A 20,562-nucleotide genomic window follows, 5' to 3' on the forward strand; every position below is an offset into this window, starting at 1 on the left:
TTCCTTATTTTATACGTTTTTTAAAATAGGTATATATTTGAATCCAAATCACTACCCAAAGATAACCTAAAGCATAGCCTCCAAGGACATCTGAAGGATAATGAACATGTAATATAATTCGGCTAGCACCTATTAATAATAGTAAGATGGTTGTAATTGCAGCAATGGTTATTTTTCCTGCCTTTGATTTTGTTCCCTCAATTAAAAGATACGCAATCATAAAATAAACAATCATCCCAACCATGGCATGACCGCTCGGAAAACTGTAGCTTTTTACATTGACAAGATGTTCAAGGTCTGGCCTTGGGCGCTCAAAAAGATCTTTTAAAAGCTTACTAATTTCATTACCTAAGGCTATTGATAAGGCCAGGACGGCAGCACCAACATAGTTCCTTTTTTTTAGTAGTAACCAGGCTAACGCAAGCAAGGCCACAACCCCAATCCCTTTTTTATCCCCCATTTCTGTTAGTTGAATAAATAATGGAATGATTGTCTCAGGTACATGTGAGAATAGCCCTGCTATTTTTTCATCAATCCAAAATTGGCTGTGGATACCGACTTTGATTGTAGTAAATAAGGCAAATAATACAGCAAAAAACATAAAAATAAAAGAAGGATTCCACTTGTTTTGATTTTTCCCCATTCCCCAAACCCTTTCCTGCATCTATCTAGTAGAAATTCTAATAAAAGTATAATGAAAAGGAATATAAAAATCTACTTTATAGGATAAAAGTGATAAAATAGTTTGAAAATACATTCTTTATTTCTGATACGTTTGGGGGAATCGATTTGTTAAACAAGCTGTTTGCTGCCTTAGAAGGGTCATATGAAGAAATGGTAGCCTTACGCCGTTATATGCACCAGCATCCAGAGTTATCTTTTCAGGAACATAATACAGCAAAATTCATTCAATCCTTTTATGAGAAGCTCCAAATTGAAGTAAGAGTTAACGTGGGTGGTAATGGTGTAGTTGCTAAGGTTTATGGAAAGAAACCTGGTAAAACGGTTGCATTACGCGCTGATTTTGATGCATTACCCATTCAGGATGAAAAGGAAGTTCCATACAAATCCTTAGTTCCAGGAGTGATGCATGCTTGTGGACATGATGGTCATACGGCTACTCTCCTCGTCCTTGCAAAAACAATCAACGATTTAAAAGAGGAATTGGAAGGCACCTATGTTTTTATCCATCAACACGCTGAGGAGTATGCTCCTGGTGGTGCGATTTCAATGATTGAAGATGGATGTTTAGATGGTGTTGATGTGATTTTTGGTACTCATTTATGGGCAAGTGAACCGACGGGAACCATCCAATATCGAACCGGACCAATCATGGCGGCGGCTGACCGCTTTGAAATTGACATCCAGGGTAAAGGCGGTCATGGTGCCCAGCCACATAAAACGGTCGATGCCATCGTAATTGCTTCTCAGCTTGTTTTAAATCTACAGCAAATTGTCAGTCGCAGGATTAATCCGATTGATTCCGCTGTTGTCACTATTGGCTCTTTCACGGCACAGAATGCCTTCAACGTTATAGCTGACAAAGCGCATCTCATTGGCACTGTGAGGACTTTTAATGATAGCGTCCGTCAATTTATCGAGGATGAAATGGAAAGAATTATTGCTGGTACATGCTCTATGTCAGGCAGTTCGTATGAATTTAGGTTTAATCGGGGCTACCCTGCGGTGGTTAATCATGAGAAAGAAACCGCTTATTTGACTTCCTGTGCACAGAAGGTCGCAGAAGTAACCACTATCGAAGAAAGCGAGCCGCAAATGGGCGGTGAAGATTTCGCCTATTATTTGCAAAACGTGCCAGGTACATTCTTCTTTACTGGAGCAAAGCCGGTAGGTAACGAAACAGGATACCCTCATCATCACCCCAAATTTGATATTGATGAAAAGGCAATGTTAATTGCAGCGAAAACATTGGGTGTGGCCGCAATAAGTATTCATGGTAATGATTAAGGAAAATCCCCTGAACTCAAATTGGGTCAGGGGATTTTTGCAGTAGTCTTAATCGATAGGCATTCATAGCTGTTTCTCCTAAATGCTTAAGGAGATTGTGATTGGCATAAGCACCGACAAAAGCTCCAATGCCCGGGACTAGTTGGAGCATTTTAGCTAAGTCGATATAATCCCGATACTCCTGTTGAAACTTGCGCCAATCCATTTCCACAAGAACCCGCTTTCGATTCTCCCAGTTTTCAATCTCATCTAGTGTACTCTTACGTATGTCCTCACTTGAAAATGCAAGCTGAAAAACATGAAGGATAAAAAGTCTTTCTGCATATTCCTTTGTATTAAACCCATAGATGGATGCTGCTTCAAATAGAAATTTCATCTTAATGGAAAGCAGTAACGGAAAGTCAGCAAGTCCAAGCAAAATACCACCAGCCCCAGTCCCCGCACCTTCAATCATCGCTGTCTTTTGAAAGGCAGTGATTTTTTTAGCTGCCAATTCATCTCTTTCAGCAAGCGTTAACCCACATGCCTGATCCTTATTTGTTGTCACCTGCGAGCCGAATAACGTTGCTTTTACCATTGCTTTGATACTTTCTGTCATTACCTCATGAACCTTTTCAGGAATTAATTCATTTATTTTCCCTTGAGCTTTTTTCGATAATCGGTTCATCATCCCTGAACGTCTCGTTAATTTTCGTTTCCACTCTTCGACTTCCTCAAAAACCTTTAATTCATACTCGTTCATTGGCAACCCCTCCACAATAATAATATGCATACATACGAAGTCCTCCGCCCAATGTTTCAAAAAAAAATCCCCTTTTATGATTTAAAAGGGGATTTCCGATTATGATTTCAAACGTTTACTAGCGTAAAAATAAACAAAAACATAGCTAAAAACAAGTTCTGCACCTAAAGATAGCAACGATATGAACAAATCACCTTTAAACAATATAAATAATGAAAAGATGACTGCTTGGATCGCTAAAATGTTCATTAATAAAGAGTAAAATGCTCCTGTTTTATATTTTTGTTCCACAGGATATAAGTCTACCCATAGCTTATTTTGATGATGATTCCAAAGTGGAAGAAGCTGAAAACCCGTTAAATATAAGAATAAAATACCAAGTAAAATTTGACCTATCCCAAAAGAAATAAAATAAATCGCAAGTGCACCAATTACTGTTAAGCGCGTAAAGAGTCCTAGATAATCAGATGACCGTAAAAAGGCTCTCGAAAACAAATATTGATAGGTCTTATCTCGGGAAAAGGCAATTCGGTTAATGAATAAATCTAACCATTTTCTTCTTTTTACCGTATCCCTTAATTTTGGCACGTCTGTAAACATATTTGCCAGCCGGTAGAAGGACGCCATCCTTTTCTCTTCTTGATTAATTAATAAATCCCATTTAAGGCCCATTTTCTTAGTTTGAACATAAAAGTAAAAGTAATAAAAAATACAAACTACCACAATTAGCAATAGGATAAAAATACTCGCTTGTTTAAATAACAAATATGTAAAAGTTGCATTTAATAAATAGCGAACATAGATGTCCCATCTATGGATAGAAGATTGTACGAAAAAGTCGATTCGCCAGCTAGTTGCTAAATTCCAAGCCTTTAAGGCCAAAAGTATAACTAGAAAGGGGATAAATGAACGGAAGCCATTTCTACTTATTTGGGCATACATTGGCATCAATACTGCCAACACCATAAGGAGAAGATACCCTTGAAAAACAAGACTCGCTCCTCCTGAACGAAGAAAATATCCTTTTAATTTATCCTCAAGCGGGAGTATAAACACCTGATCGGCTTCGAGCAGGAAATTGTAAACAGGACTATAGGTTAACAAGATACTAATCAATACAGCGATAATTATTTCTGCAGGAAAACCATCTGAAAGGGTTTCAATCCACTTTTGATAATAAAATGAGGCTGTTCCAATTAAAAACAATAAAACAACGACCAGATGCCCATTGAAAATATAGCGTAAATACCTGCCTAAATCTTTAATCCGACTGCTAGCTCGGTCTTTCCAAAGCTTTTTTTCATCAAACATAATTTTCTTCCTTTGTTAATTGAATATACAAATCATCTAAAGAAGCAGCTGGCATGGAAAATTGCTCCCTCAACTCCTCAAGCGTCCCTTTTGCACGTATTTTTCCTTCATGCAAGATCACAAATCGATTACAATACTTTTCCGCAGTTGCCAAAATATGAGTGGACATTAAAATACCTGCACCGTTTTCTTTCATTTTTTTCATTAAATCAAGTAGGGATTGAATACCCAGCGGGTCAAGCCCGACAAAAGGTTCATCAACAATATATAGAGACGGCTGAATTAAAAATGCACACATAATCATTACCTTTTGTTTCATGCCTTTAGAAAAATGGGCAGGAAACCACTTTAAACGCTTTTCCATACGAAATTCTGTCAGCAATGATGTAATACGCTCTTTATAAGTGGCCTCATCAAGACCGTATGCCATTGCCGTAAGTTTCAAATGCTCCTCAAGGGTCAATTCTTCATATAAAACCGGGGTTTCTGGAACAAACGTAAACAATTTACGATAAGCTTCTTTATTTTCTGTAAAGGTTTGTCCATTTATTTTTACTGCACCACGGTGTGGTTCCATTAATCCAATAATGTGTTTTATGGTTGTACTTTTGCCCGCCCCATTTAATCCAATAAGGCCGACGATTTCTTTTTCCTTTACTTCAAAGGAAACATCTTTTAAGACAGGGTTTCGGGTATATCCACCGACAAGATTTTCGATCATTAATAAAGACATTTGCAACGTCCTTCCTAAGCACGATTATTTTATTATTTTAACAAATTGTCCTTGATAAAAATAGAAATTCAATTTTTTATCTTTTTTTTGTATATTTCTTTTCACATCGGACATCATAATATTCGAAGGGGAAATAACTTACTTCGATGAAGCGATTCATCAAAACTTGAGATGAGGTGTCTGTCAAAGACAATTTACATTTCAAATAAGTGAGCTTCCTATTCGTTTCAGATAAGGGGATGGTTGTTTTGTACAAAGTGCACAGGAACCATTTTGAGTTCTAGTAACACCAAGTAACTGTTTATCTTAAAAAAATAAACATTAAATGAGGTGTTTACCGCAGATCGCTACCTGTTTTTATAAGTTGGGAAAACATATAAAAACACTATAGGGGATGGTCAGCTTGAACAATAATGTCTCTTTATAAAAAACACTCTATGAAAAATGAGGTGTTTATCAAAGAACACTCCTATTGAACGTACCTTTTGAAGCAATTCCCCTTCGAGAGGGCAGGATTCCATGCGGATCCTGCCTTTTTCTTTTTGGAGTTTGTATGGTAAAATAATACAAACCAATTAGAAGGGATCGTGTATGTAATGAGCGATTGTATATTTTGTAAAATTGTTAATGGAGAAATTCCATCCGCAAAAGTGTTTGAGAATGAGCATGTATTAGCCTTTTTGGATATTACACAGGTAACAAAAGGACATACATTAGTTATTCCAAAAATACATAAGGAAAACCTATTTGAACTAACTCCAGAAATTGCCAGAAACCTTTTTGAAGTGGTCCCTGCCATTGCGAATGCCTTAAAAAAAGAATTTGAACCGATTGGATTAAATACGCTAAATAATAATGGTGAACATGCCGGTCAATCCGTATTTCATTATCATATGCATTTACTTCCGCGTTATGGAAATGGGGACGGATTTGGAGCTGTATGGAAAAGTAATCAAAGTGAATATACTTTTCAAATGTTAGAAGAAATGGCTGCAAATATTAACAATCAAGTGTAAAACTGATGTATTTTTAATTGTCTGAAAATTATATCTTTATTATTATTATATAATTATGTTATAATGAAAGCAGGTTTTTCGCTGCAGGCAACTAGAGCACTGCAGGAGGAACAAATAGATTAGTATAGCAGAGGAGAGAAGAGAAATGAATACGAAGAACATTGTAATTTTAGCACTATTAGCGGGGATTGGGGTGGTCTTGCATACGGTAATGCCAAGTTTTCTTGGAATTAAACCTGACATGATGCTTGCTATGATGTTTTTAGGAATAATTCTTATTCCTGAGATAAAGAGTGTCTTGCTCTTGTCTATTGTGACCGGAGTATTGTCTGCATTAACAACTGGATTTCCAGGTGGACAAATTCCAAATATCATTGATAAGCCCATCACTGCTTTGGTCTTCCTCGGTTTATTTTTATCCTTAAAAAAATACCGAAACTCTATTGTAAGTGTTGCCGTCTTAACTGCGATTGGAACTGCTGTTTCAGGGACAATCTTTTTAACATCAGCATTCTATCTTGTAGGCTTACCTATGTCTTTTACCGCACTATTTGCAGCAGGTGTTTTGCCGGCCATTGCACTCAATACCGTTACAATGATTATTTTGTATCCAGTAGCTCAATCAATTGTTAAGCGAACTAAATTAACAACACCTTCCGTCATTCAAAAATAATGAACGGGATCCTTTTTAAGAAAAGAACCCAGAGGGGTTCTTTTCTTAATATACTTTCTATAAAAAATAGGTGATCATTACAGCAATTACCAGACAAACCCCTCCACCTCCAGCTAATGCAAATGTTCTTTTCTTTAATATTTGTTTAGGCGGATATACACCGGGGCTTGTTAATCTTAAAAAATATTTAATTGCTCCTAATAAAAGGATCGCACCAAAAATAAAAAAAAGGGTTGCAGCTAGCTTCATCTATCTTATCCCCCTATTTAGTTTCAAAAATTCGACCATTTGTTGTAACTATTTATATGTTTAGGCGTCCATTCCTATGAACAAGGTCTATAAGTTAAAAAAGGGATGAATGGAAACTTTTCTTTAAATAAAATTATAGAGTAAATTTTCTAAATGTTGCTATTTTTCGGTGGATCTAGTTAAAAAATATGATTCTTTTTAAGAATATGCATATTTTTTAAATTTCAATAGGATATTATTCGAATTTTTAAAAATTTTGTGAATTTATACTTTATTAATTTTTACTTTATTGGCATAATGAAAATAGAGAAATATAAAGTGGGTGAAAATGGGGATGACTGAAAAACAATATTCAATGAAGGAAGCGATGATTTTTACTCAGAGAGTTGCACAATTAAGTAAAGCCTTGTGGAAATCGATTGAGAAAGATTGGCAGCAATGGATAAAGCCTTTTGATTTAAATATTAATGAACATCATATTCTATGGATTGCTTACCATTTAAATGGGGCCTCTATATCGGATGTGGCCAAGTTCGGGGTTATGCATGTTTCAACAGCATTTAACTTTTCGAAAAAGTTAGAAGAACGAGGTTTGCTTCAATTTTCAAAAAAGGAAAATGACAAACGTAATACTTATATCCAGCTTACTGAAAAGGGTGAAGAGATTTTACTTCAATTAATGGAAACCTATGAGCCAAATGGCAATGCTGTATTTTCTGGTGCTTTGCCGCTTCGTGACTTATACGGCAAGTTTCCAGAGATTGTTGAAATGATGGCGATCGTCCGTAACATTTATGGGGAAGATTTCATGGAAATCTTTGAACGTTCATTTCATAATATTGAAAGTAGGTTCGTTGAAGAAGATGGGAAGCTAAAAAAATCAAAAAATACTGAACAAGAACTCGTTTAATATTGGATTATAAGTACTTTACCATCTCTTGAAAAAGGGGTAAGTAAAGCTTTTGCGTTAAACACGCGTTAATTACTTCTCTTATATTTAGTGTAGACGGTAATGATACAGATAATTCATGAAAAAGCGGATGGAAGTACACATACCCCTCCGCTTTTTGTTCTTCCATTTTTAGGTTCATTTTGTCACATAAAGAATAAAACTTCTCTATTTCCTGTTCGGTAATCCCATTTTCAATTATTAGTTTATATAATTCAAGCTTTGGATCATTAAGCAATTTTAATAATAGCTTTTGATGAAATTCAAGCAAGTTTATTCTTTCCAGTAATTCATGTTCATTCATCCTATTGCCCTCTTTTCAGAACTTTAACATTTTTATATGTTTATTATTAACCTTTTAAAACATTGGGTAAACCATTTTTAATAATATCGGGTAATATTTTTAATTAGTAGTTCCCGACAGAACATAAATGGTTAATGCATCCATTAAGAGCCTAACATTCTTCCATTCTTTTTGACTATCTTTTTCAGGTGATTTTTGATATTGTATTAATCATAACACGTACATCAGGGAGGGAATCATTGATGATCTCCATTTTTATTGTCTTCGCTATTTTTATCTTGTTTTATGTAAATAAAATGACCAATTCACTCTGTATCCAAAAAGAAATTCCTGAAGAAAACCAACATAAGGTATTCCGTACCATTAATATCCTAATTACGATTCTTCTGATCTCTTCATATTTGGAAATTTTATATACATAATCCAATTAGAACGCTTTAGCGAACGAAGGGATTTGTATTCATTAAAAATAGAAGCGATGAGAGCATTTCTCATCGCTTTTAGTTTGATACTTTTATTAATAAACCCAAGAAGCTCCGATAATAATTAATAAAATGAAAAGGACAACCACTAAGGCAAATCCTCCACCGTAACCTGCTCCACCAGACATATATTTACCTCCATTCATAAATGTTTAATTTGGTCTTAACAAATCCAAGAAGCTCCGACAATAATTAATAGTATGAAAAGTACTACAATTAGAGCAAAGCCCGCTCCATATCCATGGCTCATCGTAATACCTCCTTTTTCATTTACTACGATATACTATTCAAACCGTATTCATTTCGTTTAGGCACTTCCCACTTTTTTTGAAATGATTTTTAGGTTGCCTTTTTTATAAATTTCAAAAAATAAACATCGTTATTATTTTTGCAGTAGTTCCCATTTATGTTATAGTAGAGTTTGTGGACAAGAATTTACTGTTTAGGAGAGATTTCATCATGAAAAAATGGTTATTAGCCCTTTCATTGGCTGGTGGAGTACTTGCATTAACTGCATGTAATCAAAGCGGATCTGATACAGTGGCAGAGAGCAAAGTTGGTAACGTTACGCAAGAAGAACTTTACAACACAATGAAGGATAAATACGGGGACCAAGCCCTTCAGCAGCTTGTATATGAAAAAGTTCTATCTAAGAAATACAAGGTTACTGATAAGGAATTAAATGCGAAAATCGACCAATTAAAAACAGATCTTGGTGCAAATTTTGAATCTACGCTTGCACAATATGGTTATAAAAGCGAAGATGACTTGAAGAAAACGATGAAGCTCGGCATGATGCAGGAAAAAGCTGCGATGAAAGGCGTTAAGGTAACTGAAAAGGAATTAAAGGATTACTACGCTACTTATCAACCTGAAATAAAGGCTCGTCATATCCTTGTTGCTGATGAAAAAACAGCAAATGAAGTGAAGAAAAAGCTTGATGGTGGAGCGAAATTTGAAGATATGGCAAAACAGTATTCAACAGATGAAGGCTCTAAAGCAAACGGCGGGGACCTAGGTTGGTTTGGAACTGGAAAGATGGATCCTGACTTCGAAAAAGCTGCATATGCTTTAAAAGTCAATGAAATTAGTGCTCCAGTAAAATCACAATTTGGTTATCATATTATCCAATTAACTGACAAAAAAGAGAAAAAACCATACGCAGAAATGAAGGACGAAATTGAAACACAAGTAAAATCTTCTAAATTAACCACGGAAGAAATTAATAAAGCTATGGAACGTGAACTTAAAGCTGCAGATGTAAAGGTTAGTGATAAAGACTTAAAAGACGCACTTAACCCACAAACAGGAGCAGCAACTGCTGCACAATAAGAAATGAAAAAAGCGGAACGCCTCCTATGGGCGCTTCCGCTTTTCTTATTCACCAGTTGCCTTAAGTTCTTCTTTAAGTTCTTCCTTCAATTCCTTTTCTCTCTCCAGGCGTTTCATATAGATCTCGCCTTCCTGCTCAATGTTTTCCATTTCCATTAGTCGCTCTTCTCTTCCTGTTTTCAGTGCCATTAGTGCACTCACTACAATACCAACCACGACAGCATATACCCAAATAGGAATAGTCAATTTTTCTTGCTCCTTTCTTAGTGGTTGTCCACCTTTACTAAATGATATTCCCTTAAAATGAAATTATTCATATTACCTTTTAAAGCAAAAAAAATAACCCAAAAGAGGGTTATTTTATTTATGAAAAACTGGCTTATAAAAGGAACGATTATCCAAGGCGAAAATTCGCTCGGTAAATTCACCTGGCTTCACTCTTTCTAATGCACGGTCAAGCATATTCATTTTTGCATCAAGATTATCGATATAATGTAAAATCTCAGCTTCTTTAATCATTGGAGGTTTTGGACTGCCCCATTCTGCTTTTCCATGATGACTTAGAACAAGATGTTGGAGAATAAGGACTTCTTCCCCAGAAATACCGAGTTCTTCAGCTGCTTTGCCTATTTCATTAATCATAATCGTAATATGCCCAAGCAGATTCCCTTCAATAGTGTAGACCGTCGAAATGGGACCGGATAGTTCCAATACTTTACCCATATCATGTAAAATAACCCCTGCATAGAGTAAATCCTTGTCAAGGCTTGGATAAAGCATGGCTATTGATTTGGCCAGATCAAGCATACTGACAACATGATATGCAAGTCCTGACACAAACTCATGATGATTTTTAGTTGCTGCTGGAAACTCTAAAAAAGCCTCCTGATGCTTCTTAATTAAATGTCGAGTAATTCTTTGGATATTAGGATTTTTCATTTCAAAAATATACTGAGTAAGTTTGCCTGACATTTCTTCTTGGCTTAGTGGAGCGGTCTCTAAGAAGTCATCCAATTTTACACCATCTGACGGCCCAGTACGGCGAATTTGACGGATTTTAAGTTGACTTTTCCCTCGATAACTATGCACATCACCTTGTATTTTTACAATGCTTTGTGGTGCATAACTCTTTCCATCCTCTTCATTAACATCCCATAGCTTTGCTTCTATTTCCCCACTTTTGTCTTGAAGAATTAGTGTTAAAAAAGGTTTGCCATTACTTGCAATTCCTTTAGTAGAACTTTTTATTAATAAAAAAAGTTCCACCTGTTCCCCTACTTCATGCTTTAATATTCCTTTACCCATAATTTTCACGTCCTTTCCACTAGTAAGAGTATAACATATCCAATTATCACTCTATGAAATTATCTGAACAGCACCTTTTTCTAAAAAAAGAACATTTTCCCTTGGGAAATGTGGAAGCAAATGTTTATGACAAGTGAAAAATAATAGTTGATTTCGCTCCAGCCCTTTTAGTAGTTCTATCACTTTTTCTGTTCTATTTGCATCAAAATTTACAAAACTATCATCAATAATAATTGGGAGCAGATGTTTCTCATATAACGTAACTGCAAAGGCAAGTCGTATGGCTACGTATAATTGTTCGGTTGTAGCTTGGCTTAGTTCATTTGCTTCAAATATAGTACGATCCTTGCGCTCAACTAAAAAACCCGATCCTGTGTCCTGTAAGTGAATCCTATGATAGTTGCCATCAGTGAGAAACAATAAATATTCCTCTGCTTTGGAGAGCATCATTGGTAAATGAATATTTTTATACTTTTCAATCGTATCTGAGAGGATCTCTTGTGCTAAACAATAGACGGACCACTCCTTCGCTGCCTCTTCCAATTCAAATTTTTTCTGCTTGTAGTGATGGAGAATATCTGAATAAATGCCCCCCTCTTCTAGGACTTGAATTTCATACTTAATGGAAGCTTGTTCTTCCAGAATTTTTTTTAATTTTGCTTGTAATAATTGGACCTCCTCATTACATTCAGTCAGTAATTCATCACTAGGTCGCATTTGGAGGAAGTTTTCCCGTTCCTGTTCAGAGAGAATCGAATGTTGTAGTTGGCTCTGCAGTGATTCTATTCTTTCAGTCAGCTTTACTTTCTTTTCTGCCTTTGCTCCAAGTTCATAAAATTGTTGCTCCGTTTCCACCTGTGCAGAAGAGATAAGTTTTTTATATTCTGATTGCAGATGAGTCAACTCCTGAGACTTTTGCCTTAAATCAGCTTCAAGGTCGGTAAGCTTAGCTAGTCTCTCTTGACTCGTTATTAGCTTGCCATGTTCTTCTTTCAACTTGTTTCGCAATAAATAGGCAGCATTATACAAATCTAAACCTTTTTCATTTAAATAAAGCTTCTCAAAATGATGGAGAAGCTTTATTATTTTTTCCTGCTGCTGATTTATTTGCTCAATTCTTGAATGTAATTGTTTTTTCTCTCTATAAATCAACTTATAGTGTTCAATTAGTTCAAATGCTTCTAGTAGAAAGGAATTTGCAATATATTCAGGAATCCTTAATTCATTGCTAATGGATACCAACTTTTCTTTATTTTGAGCTGACTCCAATTCCCATTGTTCAAATTTTGCAATGACCTTTTCATATTGAGCTTGCTGCTGCTTTAACTTCATTTTTACTATTTGCAGTTCTTCTTTCCTCTGGTTATCAAGCTCTAACTGCTCCTCAAGATTTAATATTTCGATATATTCAGCTGAGTGGAGTATTTTCGTTAACTCTTTTTCCTTTTCTCGTAAACCGTTTAATGTTTGATTTAAGTCTACTTCCTTCGATTGCTTCTTCGTTCTAGTCATAAAAATGGCTATTAAACTACACCCTAGTAAACCTAAAGTAACTAAAAACCATTGCTTTGATAGCAAGCCATAAAGTGTTACTGCAGCTAGAATAAACTCAAAAAGATAAAACTGAAGTTTCTTCTGCTTATCTTGCTTTGCTGAAGTAGCTTTATCTCGTTCATTTATCTGTTGATAGAATTCTATTTTGTCTTGTAAGGCCCTTAGTTCTCCTTCTATGCTCTTCTTATCATTTCCCGAAGTTAACTTCTCTTCAAGCCGCAATCGTTCCTGTACAGTTAGAACATGTCTCTCTGCTAGTCGGACCTCTTTTTCTATTTCTTCTAAATTGCCTTTTTCTTCTTGATATTGATTTTCTAATTCTTCCTTTACTTCTTCTAGCCTTTGAACTTTCCGAGAAACTACATCAACTTGGTTTTTCATATAAATATTTGTATTAATAGAAAAGATATTTTCCTCATTTAAATTTAAATGAAGCTTTTCTTTAGTTATAGAAAGCTCTTCTTCAATAGCTAAAAGTTTCGTTTCGCATTTCAGCTTCTCCTGCTTTAATTGCTCATAGACCGGGACTTGGTCAAGCAAGGAAAGAAGAGCCGGCTCGTTTTTTAGAAAAGAATGGTCTGGCTGAATCATCGCTATTTCTTTTTTTAAAATTCCAATTCTTTCGGTCATACTGTTAATCCCCGCACGATAAGGATGGATGAGTTGATTTATGTTTTCGACCCGTTCAATACCACGTGCCGGAAACCCAATCTCTCCTAGTTCCTTTAGCTCCTTCGATGTCCACTTTTCATCCTTGACAGTGGATTCGATCCTTTTCCATTCATTTAGTTTTTCAATCATTGCCCCAAGCTCCTGTATAGACCCGTTTATTCCGGTTAGTTCTTCCTGGAGCATCTCTTTCTTTTCTACTAAATTAGAATAATTTTTATTTTTTGCTTCTGCTATTTTCAATTCTTCATTGATTTCATGAAGTGCTTGTAACTTTTCATTTAATAAAGGTTTCTTTCCTGAAGGCTTAAAGCGCGCGTCTAACTCTTTTTGCAGGAAAGCTTCTGTTTTTGACAACCTTTCAGTTCCTAATGTTCCAGCGGAAAATAGGAATTTCCCTATCTCTTCACTTTTCATTTGGTGGATATTTTGCAAACCGTGCAAATTAAAAGAAAAAATAGCTTGAAATAAGCTTTTATCAAAGTTTCCAGTTAATTCTTTAAGTAGTTCCTCGCCGCCCATCCTACCATTGTCCAAAGCGACCTTGACATCGCCGGCAGCTTTTCCTTTAACACGTTCAATCACAGCCCCGCCGTGACTTTCATGATAAATTCTAATTTTTCCGCCGTATTTGGTACTATGTTTTGGCTCATATCGGAGCACTAATGATTGTTGTTTTGTAGGAAAACCGAATAGGATGCCATGGATAAAGGCCATAATTGTGGACTTACCAGCTTCATTTTCTCCATAGAAAACTTGAAAATCGTGAAGGTTGGTAATTTGGACATTCTCTAATTGGCCATACCCGTATATGTGTAGTTCGAGGATTTTCAAATCTTCCTCACACCTTCCCTAAGCTTGATAAAGTAATTGTATAAGCAACTTCTCTGCTTTTCCGACTAGTTCTTTTTGCTCTGCAGCCGTAAACTGAGCTAAATATTTTCTCCCTAAATGGTGTTCGTACAATGGAGCCAAAGCATGCTCCACATCGTCATAATGGTCAATGGTTTCAAAGAGCTCTGCATAAAAATTAGCGTCCCTTTTCATTTGTTCTTTATCTATTTGCTGACTAACTGTGATGGTTAAGTCGACAACCCAAACAAATGATTCCTCATCTTTTTCATCCTCTAAGAGAAGCTCTAAAAGTTCGGCATCGACACTTCTTTTTTCCCGTTCATCGTCTAATTGAATATTTTTCAAAACAAGAGATAATAGCGTCCCCTTCTGTTCCTTCCGTACACTATTGATTTGAGTCTGGCATAATTGTAACAGCTCCTGAAAACTTCTGGCTGAAGATCCATCAACCACTGCTTCTTCCCAAATAATATCAGCTGTTTCTAAAAAGGTCATTTTCAGATCAAGTTCGGTTAACGATACATGATAAATTCCTTTTACCCCTGTTTCTTTCTTATTTCTACCTTGGATATTGCCTGGATAAATGATCGGCGGTTTATCAGATAGGATCGTTCTTTTATGGATATGGCCCAATGCCCAATAATCAAAATCTTTTCGAAGCAAATCACTAACTGTAAAAGGAGCATAGTTATCATGCTCAACCCCAGAACTCTCATTTCCATGAAGAATTCCGATATGGAAGTCGGCTCCTTCTTTCTTTATATAATCATCTATTCTTCTATCATAGACATGTCTCGTCGGATAACTAAAGCCATATAGATGGATGATTTCTCCGCTCTTTGTATGTAAAACTTTGGTTCCTACCTCATTATTAAAAACATGTACATTTGGTGGCATGTCGAGGTGAACCCAGGACCCGTTTAAATGATCATGATTACCATGGACGATATAAACAGGAATTTCTTTTTCTGCAAGCTTAAGCATCTCGGTCCGAAAGCGGGATTGTGCCCGCAAGCTGCGGTCCTCACCATCGAACAAATCGCCTGCTAATATAACGAAGTCCACCTGATGGTAAATCGCAGCTGCCGTAACCTTTCTTAAAGCTGTAAATGTACTTTCTTTCACTCGTAAAAAGATATTATGAGGCAAATACTTTAATCCAACCATCGGGCTGTCCAAATGCAGATCAGCTGCATGAATAAACGTTATCTTTTTCATAAAAAATTCCTTTCCTCATCTTTTCTCCATTGTAGCACCTCTGAAATACGAATGCACGTTCTTGTTAATAGTAGGACGAAAAAATAAAGAGCTTTTACCTGGGGTAAAAGCTAAAACTTTTACCCTAGGTAAAAACTCAAGTTCACCTTTATTCGTTTTTAGTTAACTGTAATGCTTTTTTAATATCTTTAAAGGAGTTTGACTGTCCATACATTAACACGCCGCCACGATATACGCGAGCCCCGAATATCGCTAAGAAAATAATAGTTGTTACAAGGATAGCTATTCCTAATAGAGCCTCCCAGACCGGAATTGTCAACATTCCAACACGTAGAAACATGATCATTGGTGTAAAGAACGGTATATAAGATGTTATCGTGATAAACGGTGCATCAGGCTTTCCCAACCCAAACATAGCAATCATAAATCCAGCAACAACGAGCATGGTCATTGGCGTAATCATTTGCTGAACATCTTCAATTCTGCTGACAAGTGACCCAAGAAATGCTGCAAGTGTTGCATAAAGAAAATAGCCTAGAATAAAGAAAATGACCGCGTACACGATCGTATCTCCAGGGATATCACCAAAACCATATACACCAAAAAAACCTTCTTTTAAAGATTCCATATTCTGTTTAAACGAGAAATAGCCTACAGACAGAAATACAGCAAGTTGTGTCAGGCTTAAAAGACCTATTCCGATTATTTTTGCAAACATTTGCTTAATCGGTGAGACACTTGATATTAAGATTTCCATTACCCTTGAAGATTTTTCTGTCGCAACTTCCATCGCAATCATATTTGCATACATAATAACTGAAAAATAAATGATAAATAGCAGGACGTAGACAAGACCCCTTGCTTGATTTAATTCCTCCTCTGTTTTTGCGTTCTTCTCAAGGGCAATTTTCTCAAAAGAAACGGGTTCATAAAGCTTTTGAAGTTGGACAGGTGTCAGATTGATATGAGAAGCTGCAAGCATTGTTTTTAATTGCTGGAGGCTCGTTTGAAGATCAGTAAACAAGGCTGAATCAGCAATACTCATGGCTTTAAATTGTGCTTCTGGCAGTTTTTTATCATTGAAACTGAGCAGAAGAATTCCTTGATAATCTCCCTGTTCTACCGCTTTTTCAGCTTCAGCTTCACTGCCCTCGTATAGAGAAAGTTTAATATTTTTATTAATTGATCTAACTTGTTTTTCCAATGGTTTGTATAATTGTCCTGTTTCATCTAAAACAACAACCATTTCTTTCCCATCATTTTTATCAAATATATCAATGATATTTGATAAGTTAGTTAAGACTAAGACGATTACAACCGTTAAAAGGGTTGTGATGATAAAAGATTTTGTTTTTAATTTGTTTATATAAGTGTGGAACAAGATAATCCAAAAACTATTCATAAGAGTCACCTACTTTCTCAATAAAAATATCATTTAAAGAAGGCTCTTCAAGAGCAAATTTTCGAATAAACCCTTGATTTACTATCTCCTTAAGAATTTTTTCGGCTATGTACTCTCCTTCAATTTGTAGATGAATTCCTTCCATAGTAGGTTTTGACTTAACAACACCAGGATAACTTTTTAAGGAATCTAACGAAAAATCAGCATGAATAACCAAGTTCTTTTTACCAAACGACCGCTTTATTTCTTTTAATGAACCATGGACCACTGGACTTCCTTTGTGTAAAATGCAAAGATGCTCACACATTTCTTCTACATGTTCCATCCGGTGACTCGAAAACACGATGGTTGCTCCACTTTCTTTTAAGGATAAAACTGATTCCTTCAGCATTTCCACATTTACCGGGTCAAGCCCGCTAAATGGCTCATCGAGAATTAATAATTTCGGTTTATGTACGACAGCCGCAATGAATTGAATTTTCTGTTGGTTCCCCTTGGAAAGTTCTTCGACTTTTTTATTCTCATACTCTTGAATTTTAAATCGCTCAAGCCATGACCTTAATTCCGTAAGTGCCTCCGTCTTTTGCATCCCTCTTAATCTTGCTAAATAGACAATTTGGTCACGGACTTTTAGTTTTGGATACAAGCCTCGCTCCTCCGGAAGATAACCGACTAAGTGACTCGAAGAATAATTAATCGGCTTCTCGTCCCATGTAATCTTTCCACCGCTAGAATCGAGTAGACCTAAGATCATACGGAATGTCGTTGTTTTTCCTGCTCCATTTGCCCCTAAAAAGCCAAACATTTCTTTCTCGGGTATTTCTAAAGATAAATCGTCAACAGCAGCAAAATCTCCGAACCTTTTCGTGACATGTTCAAGTATCAGACCCATTTCACACACTCCTCTCCATTTAATTACGAATATTATACAAATTGGTTTCACTTTCTTTTTGCGCTTTTTTTTTAATTATGTGAAAATATTAAGTAACATTAGTTTATTAAGGGGTTGGTAGAATGAAGACTTATAAATTAACAGTATTTGAAAGCAATGGAGAAAAGATTTTAGACGAATCTATTCAGGCTGAACATGATGAGGCTGCAAAAGAATTAGCCGAAAAGATGTTAACTGAAAAAAACTTATTAGAACGTACACATCGCTGCACTTCGCCAAGTGGAAAGTTATTACTGTTTCATTCTTAAAAGGGCTAAAAAAACAAAGAGGCCGGGTGGCTTCTTTGTTTACTTTCCTATAAATCTAGGTGGCCTTTTTTCAATAAATGCTCGAATTCCTTCTTGGTGGTCAATCGTTTCACGCATTTTTTGTTGGGAGAGTTTTTCTAATTCTAATATTTTTAGTAAATATGGACGGTTCATGTCTGCCAATATTTTTTTTGTTTTTATCATTGCTTGAACCGGTTTGCTTAACCAATCTGCGATTCTAGCATCTAATGTCTCCTGAAGCGTTCCAGTGGCTACCTCTTCAATTAACCCCAACTCCAATGCCTCAGCAGCATTCATCATTTTACCGTCCCAGATTACGTGTTTCGCTTTTGCTTCTCCTAATTTTTTATCTAAAAAGAAATGGGCACCTCCATCAGGAATCAAACCAATTCCGATAAAATTCATTGCAAACTTACTAGTCTTTTCGGCAATGATATGGTCTGTAGCTAATGCTAGGCTGAATCCCAAGCCTGCTGCTGCCCCTGATACAGCGCTAATCGTTAATTTCGGCATACTATAAAGAGTAATTATAAGCTCACTAATGCTATCCATGACTGGATAAAATTCATTTTCATTCATGCTAGAAATCATTGTTTTAATATCACCGCCGGCTGAAAAGGCTCTACCTTTTCCGGTTATTACAATAATATCAATTTCATCGGATTCACTGATTTCTTTAAGCTTGCAGACAAGCCCCCTAATCATATCTGGGTCCATTGCGTTTAAAGCTTCAGGTCTATTCATTTCTAATGTTGCGACACGGCCAGCAATCTTCACATGCACCTTATCGGTAATAAAATTTATCGACATGCCAAACCCTCCCATCCTCTTTCATCAATTCCATTATATAGGGAATTGATGGGATAAATAAATAAAAGTTTTTTAAATATAGTGAACTTTCCACATCTTATTTTTTATTCTTATGCACAGCCAAAAGAACAAAGGAATATCCCTTGTCCTCCCTACTTATGCTTTTCGAATCATATCTTTTTGCACTTGATCCCTTAAAGTCATCTTCAGGAATTTACCAACCGATGTCTTAGGAATTTCATTTAGGAAGAGGATATCATCAGGAATCCACCATTTTGCAAATTGGGGCTTTAAAAAATCCAATAGCTCTTCTTTCGTTGTTTTTCCCTTATATGCCTCTTTTAAAACGACACAGCCTATTGGACGTTCTTGCCATTGATCATGTGGTACAGCAACAACCGCCGCTTCAAAAACAGCCTCATGTGCCATTAATGCATTTTCTAAATCCACCGAAGATATCCATTCGCCCCCGCTCTTTATTAAGTCCTTTGTGCGGTCGACAATTTTGACAAAACCTTCTTCATCGATTGTGACAACATCCCCAGTATGAAGCCAGCCTTCACGGAAAGCATCCTTTGTCCGTTCATCTTTATAGTATTCAGAAACTTTATAAATTATTCGTCATTACGATAGATTATTCCTTTATAAGAAACGAGATTACACGAAAAATCCCATAAAATAAATTCTTATAGTAGAAGTTATTCTGGATAAATAATTCAAAACAAAAAAGATATCAACGGCACTGCCACTGATATCTTTGCAAGGGTCATTTTTTAATAATGTTCATCCTTCTTAAAAACTCAATTGGTTGCTGCTTTCTAAAATGTTCTTTGACCATAAAAGCAACACCATGTTCATTCTCTGACCTGGTAACCCAATCGGATGCTCTCTTTACTTCGAAATCGGCATTCCACATTGATACTCCAAGACCTACGGCTTCAAGCAATGGAATATCATCTAGACCATCACCGATATAGACCATTTCTTTTCGATGGATTCCAAGTTGGCTCGCTAGGTAGGATAACCCTGATAACTTTGAAACACCCACGGGTACAATATCTAACCGTAACGAGTCAAGCTCAATCAATTCAATTTCTGTAAATATTTTTCTAAGTGCCTTTTTGGCATCTTGAAGGTCACTCTCTTCTTCAAAATATACTTCAATCTTAGGGGGGCTCACTGGTTGGTCATGTAAATATTCAGATAGTGATGAAACAAATTGCTGCGAATAGAAGACTGGATCTCCTGAGGTAAAAACCGTTTTAGCCAACAAATTATTATTTAATTTTAATTTATTTGCTAATGAAAATTGTTCGTGGACTAGACGTATTTGACATGGCAGGGCCTCTAAGAAGCTTACTGTATCGTAGGTTATATCTTCATTTATCCTTTTCACATAAATTGGTTTGTCCTCTGAACTGGCAATAAAAGCGCCTTGATGAGTGATTAATGGTGATTTTATTTTTAAGGCCTTCGCTACTTTCCTTGTAGAAGGAAAACTCCTTGATGTAACGAGTGTGACATAGATCCCTTTTTGTTGAACATATTCGATTGCTTCTTTTGTTGATTTATGAATTTTTCCATTTGTTTGAAGAAGTGTGCCATCAATATTTAAAGCAAGCAAGCGATAAATCATAACGTTGCCCCCTGTTCTTGGTGAATTAGCCTTTATATCACTTTTATGATTTTTTAGGCATTTATAGAACAGAAAAGCGGAAGCTTTACCTTGCAGGCATATTGACCAAAGCATAGTCGTTATGTAGGGGTGA

At 36.1% G+C, this 20,562-nt stretch carries 23 protein-coding genes and 1 pseudogene; 7 read left to right on the top strand and 17 right to left on the bottom strand.

Going from position 1 to position 20,562, the window contains the following annotated elements:
• Positions 1-4: 4 nt before the first annotated feature.
• The gene (locus tag J7E63_RS19100) at positions 5-643 is read right to left on the bottom strand and encodes a phosphatase PAP2 family protein (RefSeq protein WP_215015225.1); all 639 of its coding nucleotides are present in this window, start codon (positions 641-643) and stop codon (positions 5-7) included.
• Between the two features lie 146 nt (positions 644-789).
• On the opposite strand from J7E63_RS19100, the gene J7E63_RS19105 reads away from it, so the two are divergent.
• Positions 790-1,968 carry a M20 family metallopeptidase gene (locus J7E63_RS19105; protein ID WP_285289954.1) on the top strand — a complete coding sequence of 393 codons (1,179 nt, stop codon included), beginning with the start codon at positions 790-792 and terminating at the stop codon, positions 1,966-1,968.
• A 16-nt stretch (positions 1,969-1,984) separates the two neighbouring features.
• Here the strand turns inward: J7E63_RS19105 and J7E63_RS19110 are convergent, their stop codons facing one another.
• From J7E63_RS19110 to J7E63_RS19120, 3 genes are all read right to left on the bottom strand, one after another.
• Positions 1,985-2,710 carry an EcsC family protein gene (locus J7E63_RS19110; protein ID WP_168242428.1) on the bottom strand — a complete coding sequence of 242 codons (726 nt, stop codon included), beginning with the start codon at positions 2,708-2,710 and terminating at the stop codon, positions 1,985-1,987.
• A 99-nt stretch (positions 2,711-2,809) separates the two neighbouring features.
• Complete coding sequence (locus J7E63_RS19115; protein WP_215015227.1) at positions 2,810-4,021, bottom strand: ABC transporter permease; 1,212 nt, start codon at positions 4,019-4,021, stop codon at positions 2,810-2,812.
• Positions 4,014-4,754 (bottom strand): ABC transporter ATP-binding protein, encoded by a 741-nt coding sequence (locus J7E63_RS19120; RefSeq protein ID WP_215015229.1) that lies wholly within the window; start codon positions 4,752-4,754, stop codon positions 4,014-4,016. The genes J7E63_RS19115 and J7E63_RS19120 overlap by 8 nt, the downstream gene beginning before the upstream one ends.
• A 596-nt stretch (positions 4,755-5,350) precedes the next feature.
• Between J7E63_RS19120 and J7E63_RS19125 the strand changes: the two genes are divergently transcribed.
• Positions 5,351-5,770: an HIT family protein gene (locus tag J7E63_RS19125; protein ID WP_168242425.1), complete on the top strand. Its 420-nt coding sequence runs from the start codon at positions 5,351-5,353 to the stop codon at positions 5,768-5,770.
• Between the two features lie 145 nt (positions 5,771-5,915).
• On the top strand, positions 5,916-6,443 hold the full coding sequence (locus J7E63_RS19130; protein ID WP_215015231.1) for a tryptophan transporter: 528 nt from the start codon (positions 5,916-5,918) through the stop codon (positions 6,441-6,443).
• Between the two features lie 57 nt (positions 6,444-6,500).
• On the opposite strand, the gene yhzF is transcribed toward J7E63_RS19130, so the two are convergent.
• A complete protein-coding gene (gene yhzF / locus J7E63_RS19135) occupies positions 6,501-6,692 on the bottom strand; it encodes a membrane protein YhzF (protein ID WP_215015232.1) in 192 nt (63 codons plus the stop codon).
• A gap of 334 nt (positions 6,693-7,026) precedes the next feature.
• Here yhzF and J7E63_RS19140 point away from each other — a divergent pair, with 334 nt between their 5' ends.
• A complete protein-coding gene (locus J7E63_RS19140; RefSeq protein ID WP_168242422.1) occupies positions 7,027-7,602 on the top strand; it encodes an HTH-type transcriptional regulator Hpr in 576 nt (191 codons plus the stop codon).
• Between the two features lie 7 nt (positions 7,603-7,609).
• Here J7E63_RS19140 and J7E63_RS19145 read toward each other — a convergent pair whose 3' ends face one another.
• On the bottom strand, positions 7,610-7,945 hold the full coding sequence (locus J7E63_RS19145) for a DUF1878 family protein (protein ID WP_214999868.1): 336 nt from the start codon (positions 7,943-7,945) through the stop codon (positions 7,610-7,612).
• A 242-nt stretch (positions 7,946-8,187) separates the two neighbouring features.
• On the opposite strand from J7E63_RS19145, the gene J7E63_RS19150 reads away from it, so the two are divergent.
• Positions 8,188-8,367, top strand: coding sequence for a hypothetical protein (locus J7E63_RS19150; RefSeq protein WP_088085999.1), 180 nt, complete (start codon positions 8,188-8,190; stop codon positions 8,365-8,367).
• 95 nt (positions 8,368-8,462) lie between these two features.
• Here J7E63_RS19150 and J7E63_RS19155 read toward each other — a convergent pair whose 3' ends face one another.
• Together J7E63_RS19155 and J7E63_RS19160 are read right to left on the bottom strand one after the other, a co-directional pair.
• Positions 8,463-8,555 carry a YjcZ family sporulation protein gene (locus J7E63_RS19155; RefSeq protein WP_066251949.1) on the bottom strand — a complete coding sequence of 31 codons (93 nt, stop codon included), beginning with the start codon at positions 8,553-8,555 and terminating at the stop codon, positions 8,463-8,465.
• A 35-nt stretch (positions 8,556-8,590) separates the two neighbouring features.
• A complete protein-coding gene (locus tag J7E63_RS19160; RefSeq protein WP_168245990.1) occupies positions 8,591-8,677 on the bottom strand; it encodes a YjcZ family sporulation protein in 87 nt (28 codons plus the stop codon).
• A 209-nt stretch (positions 8,678-8,886) separates the two neighbouring features.
• Here J7E63_RS19160 and J7E63_RS19165 point away from each other — a divergent pair, with 209 nt between their 5' ends.
• Complete coding sequence (locus J7E63_RS19165; protein ID WP_214713237.1) at positions 8,887-9,759, top strand: peptidylprolyl isomerase; 873 nt, start codon at positions 8,887-8,889, stop codon at positions 9,757-9,759.
• 45 nt (positions 9,760-9,804) lie between these two features.
• Here J7E63_RS19165 and J7E63_RS19170 read toward each other — a convergent pair whose 3' ends face one another.
• The 6 genes from J7E63_RS19170 to J7E63_RS19195 all read right to left on the bottom strand — a co-directional run bounded on the left by J7E63_RS19170 (position 9,805) and on the right by J7E63_RS19195 (position 17,654).
• Positions 9,805-10,005, bottom strand: coding sequence for a sporulation YhaL family protein (locus tag J7E63_RS19170; RefSeq protein ID WP_168242420.1), 201 nt, complete (start codon positions 10,003-10,005; stop codon positions 9,805-9,807).
• 114 nt (positions 10,006-10,119) lie between these two features.
• Positions 10,120-11,064 carry a 3'-5' exoribonuclease YhaM gene (gene yhaM, locus J7E63_RS19175; protein WP_168242419.1) on the bottom strand — a complete coding sequence of 315 codons (945 nt, stop codon included), beginning with the start codon at positions 11,062-11,064 and terminating at the stop codon, positions 10,120-10,122.
• Between the two features lie 51 nt (positions 11,065-11,115).
• The gene (locus J7E63_RS19180; RefSeq protein WP_215015234.1) at positions 11,116-14,121 is read right to left on the bottom strand and encodes an ATP-binding protein; all 3,006 of its coding nucleotides are present in this window, start codon (positions 14,119-14,121) and stop codon (positions 11,116-11,118) included.
• A gap of 18 nt (positions 14,122-14,139) precedes the next feature.
• Complete coding sequence (locus tag J7E63_RS19185) at positions 14,140-15,360, bottom strand: metallophosphoesterase family protein (RefSeq protein WP_215015236.1); 1,221 nt, start codon at positions 15,358-15,360, stop codon at positions 14,140-14,142.
• Between the two features lie 148 nt (positions 15,361-15,508).
• Entirely contained in the window at positions 15,509-16,762 is a 1,254-nt protein-coding gene (locus tag J7E63_RS19190) for an ABC transporter permease (RefSeq protein ID WP_215015238.1), read from the bottom strand.
• Positions 16,755-17,654 (bottom strand): ABC transporter ATP-binding protein, encoded by a 900-nt coding sequence (locus J7E63_RS19195; RefSeq protein ID WP_215015240.1) that lies wholly within the window; start codon positions 17,652-17,654, stop codon positions 16,755-16,757. The genes J7E63_RS19190 and J7E63_RS19195 overlap by 8 nt, the downstream gene beginning before the upstream one ends.
• A 122-nt stretch (positions 17,655-17,776) precedes the next feature.
• On the opposite strand from J7E63_RS19195, the gene J7E63_RS19200 reads away from it, so the two are divergent.
• Positions 17,777-17,962 (top strand): YhzD family protein, encoded by a 186-nt coding sequence (locus tag J7E63_RS19200; RefSeq protein ID WP_215015242.1) that lies wholly within the window; start codon positions 17,777-17,779, stop codon positions 17,960-17,962.
• Positions 17,963-18,001: 39 nt separating this feature from the next.
• Here the strand turns inward: J7E63_RS19200 and J7E63_RS19205 are convergent, their stop codons facing one another.
• From J7E63_RS19205 to J7E63_RS19215, 3 genes and pseudogenes are all read right to left on the bottom strand, one after another.
• Complete coding sequence (locus J7E63_RS19205; RefSeq protein WP_215015244.1) at positions 18,002-18,793, bottom strand: enoyl-CoA hydratase; 792 nt, start codon at positions 18,791-18,793, stop codon at positions 18,002-18,004.
• Between the two features lie 156 nt (positions 18,794-18,949).
• Positions 18,950-19,396 (bottom strand): annotated as a pseudogene (locus J7E63_RS19210) (AMP-binding enzyme); the annotation flags it as partial.
• 163 nt (positions 19,397-19,559) lie between these two features.
• Positions 19,560-20,429: a Cof-type HAD-IIB family hydrolase gene (locus tag J7E63_RS19215; RefSeq protein ID WP_215015246.1), complete on the bottom strand. Its 870-nt coding sequence runs from the start codon at positions 20,427-20,429 to the stop codon at positions 19,560-19,562.
• Positions 20,430-20,562 lie beyond the last annotated feature (133 nt).

The organism is Bacillus sp. ISL-75 (assembly GCF_018613095.1).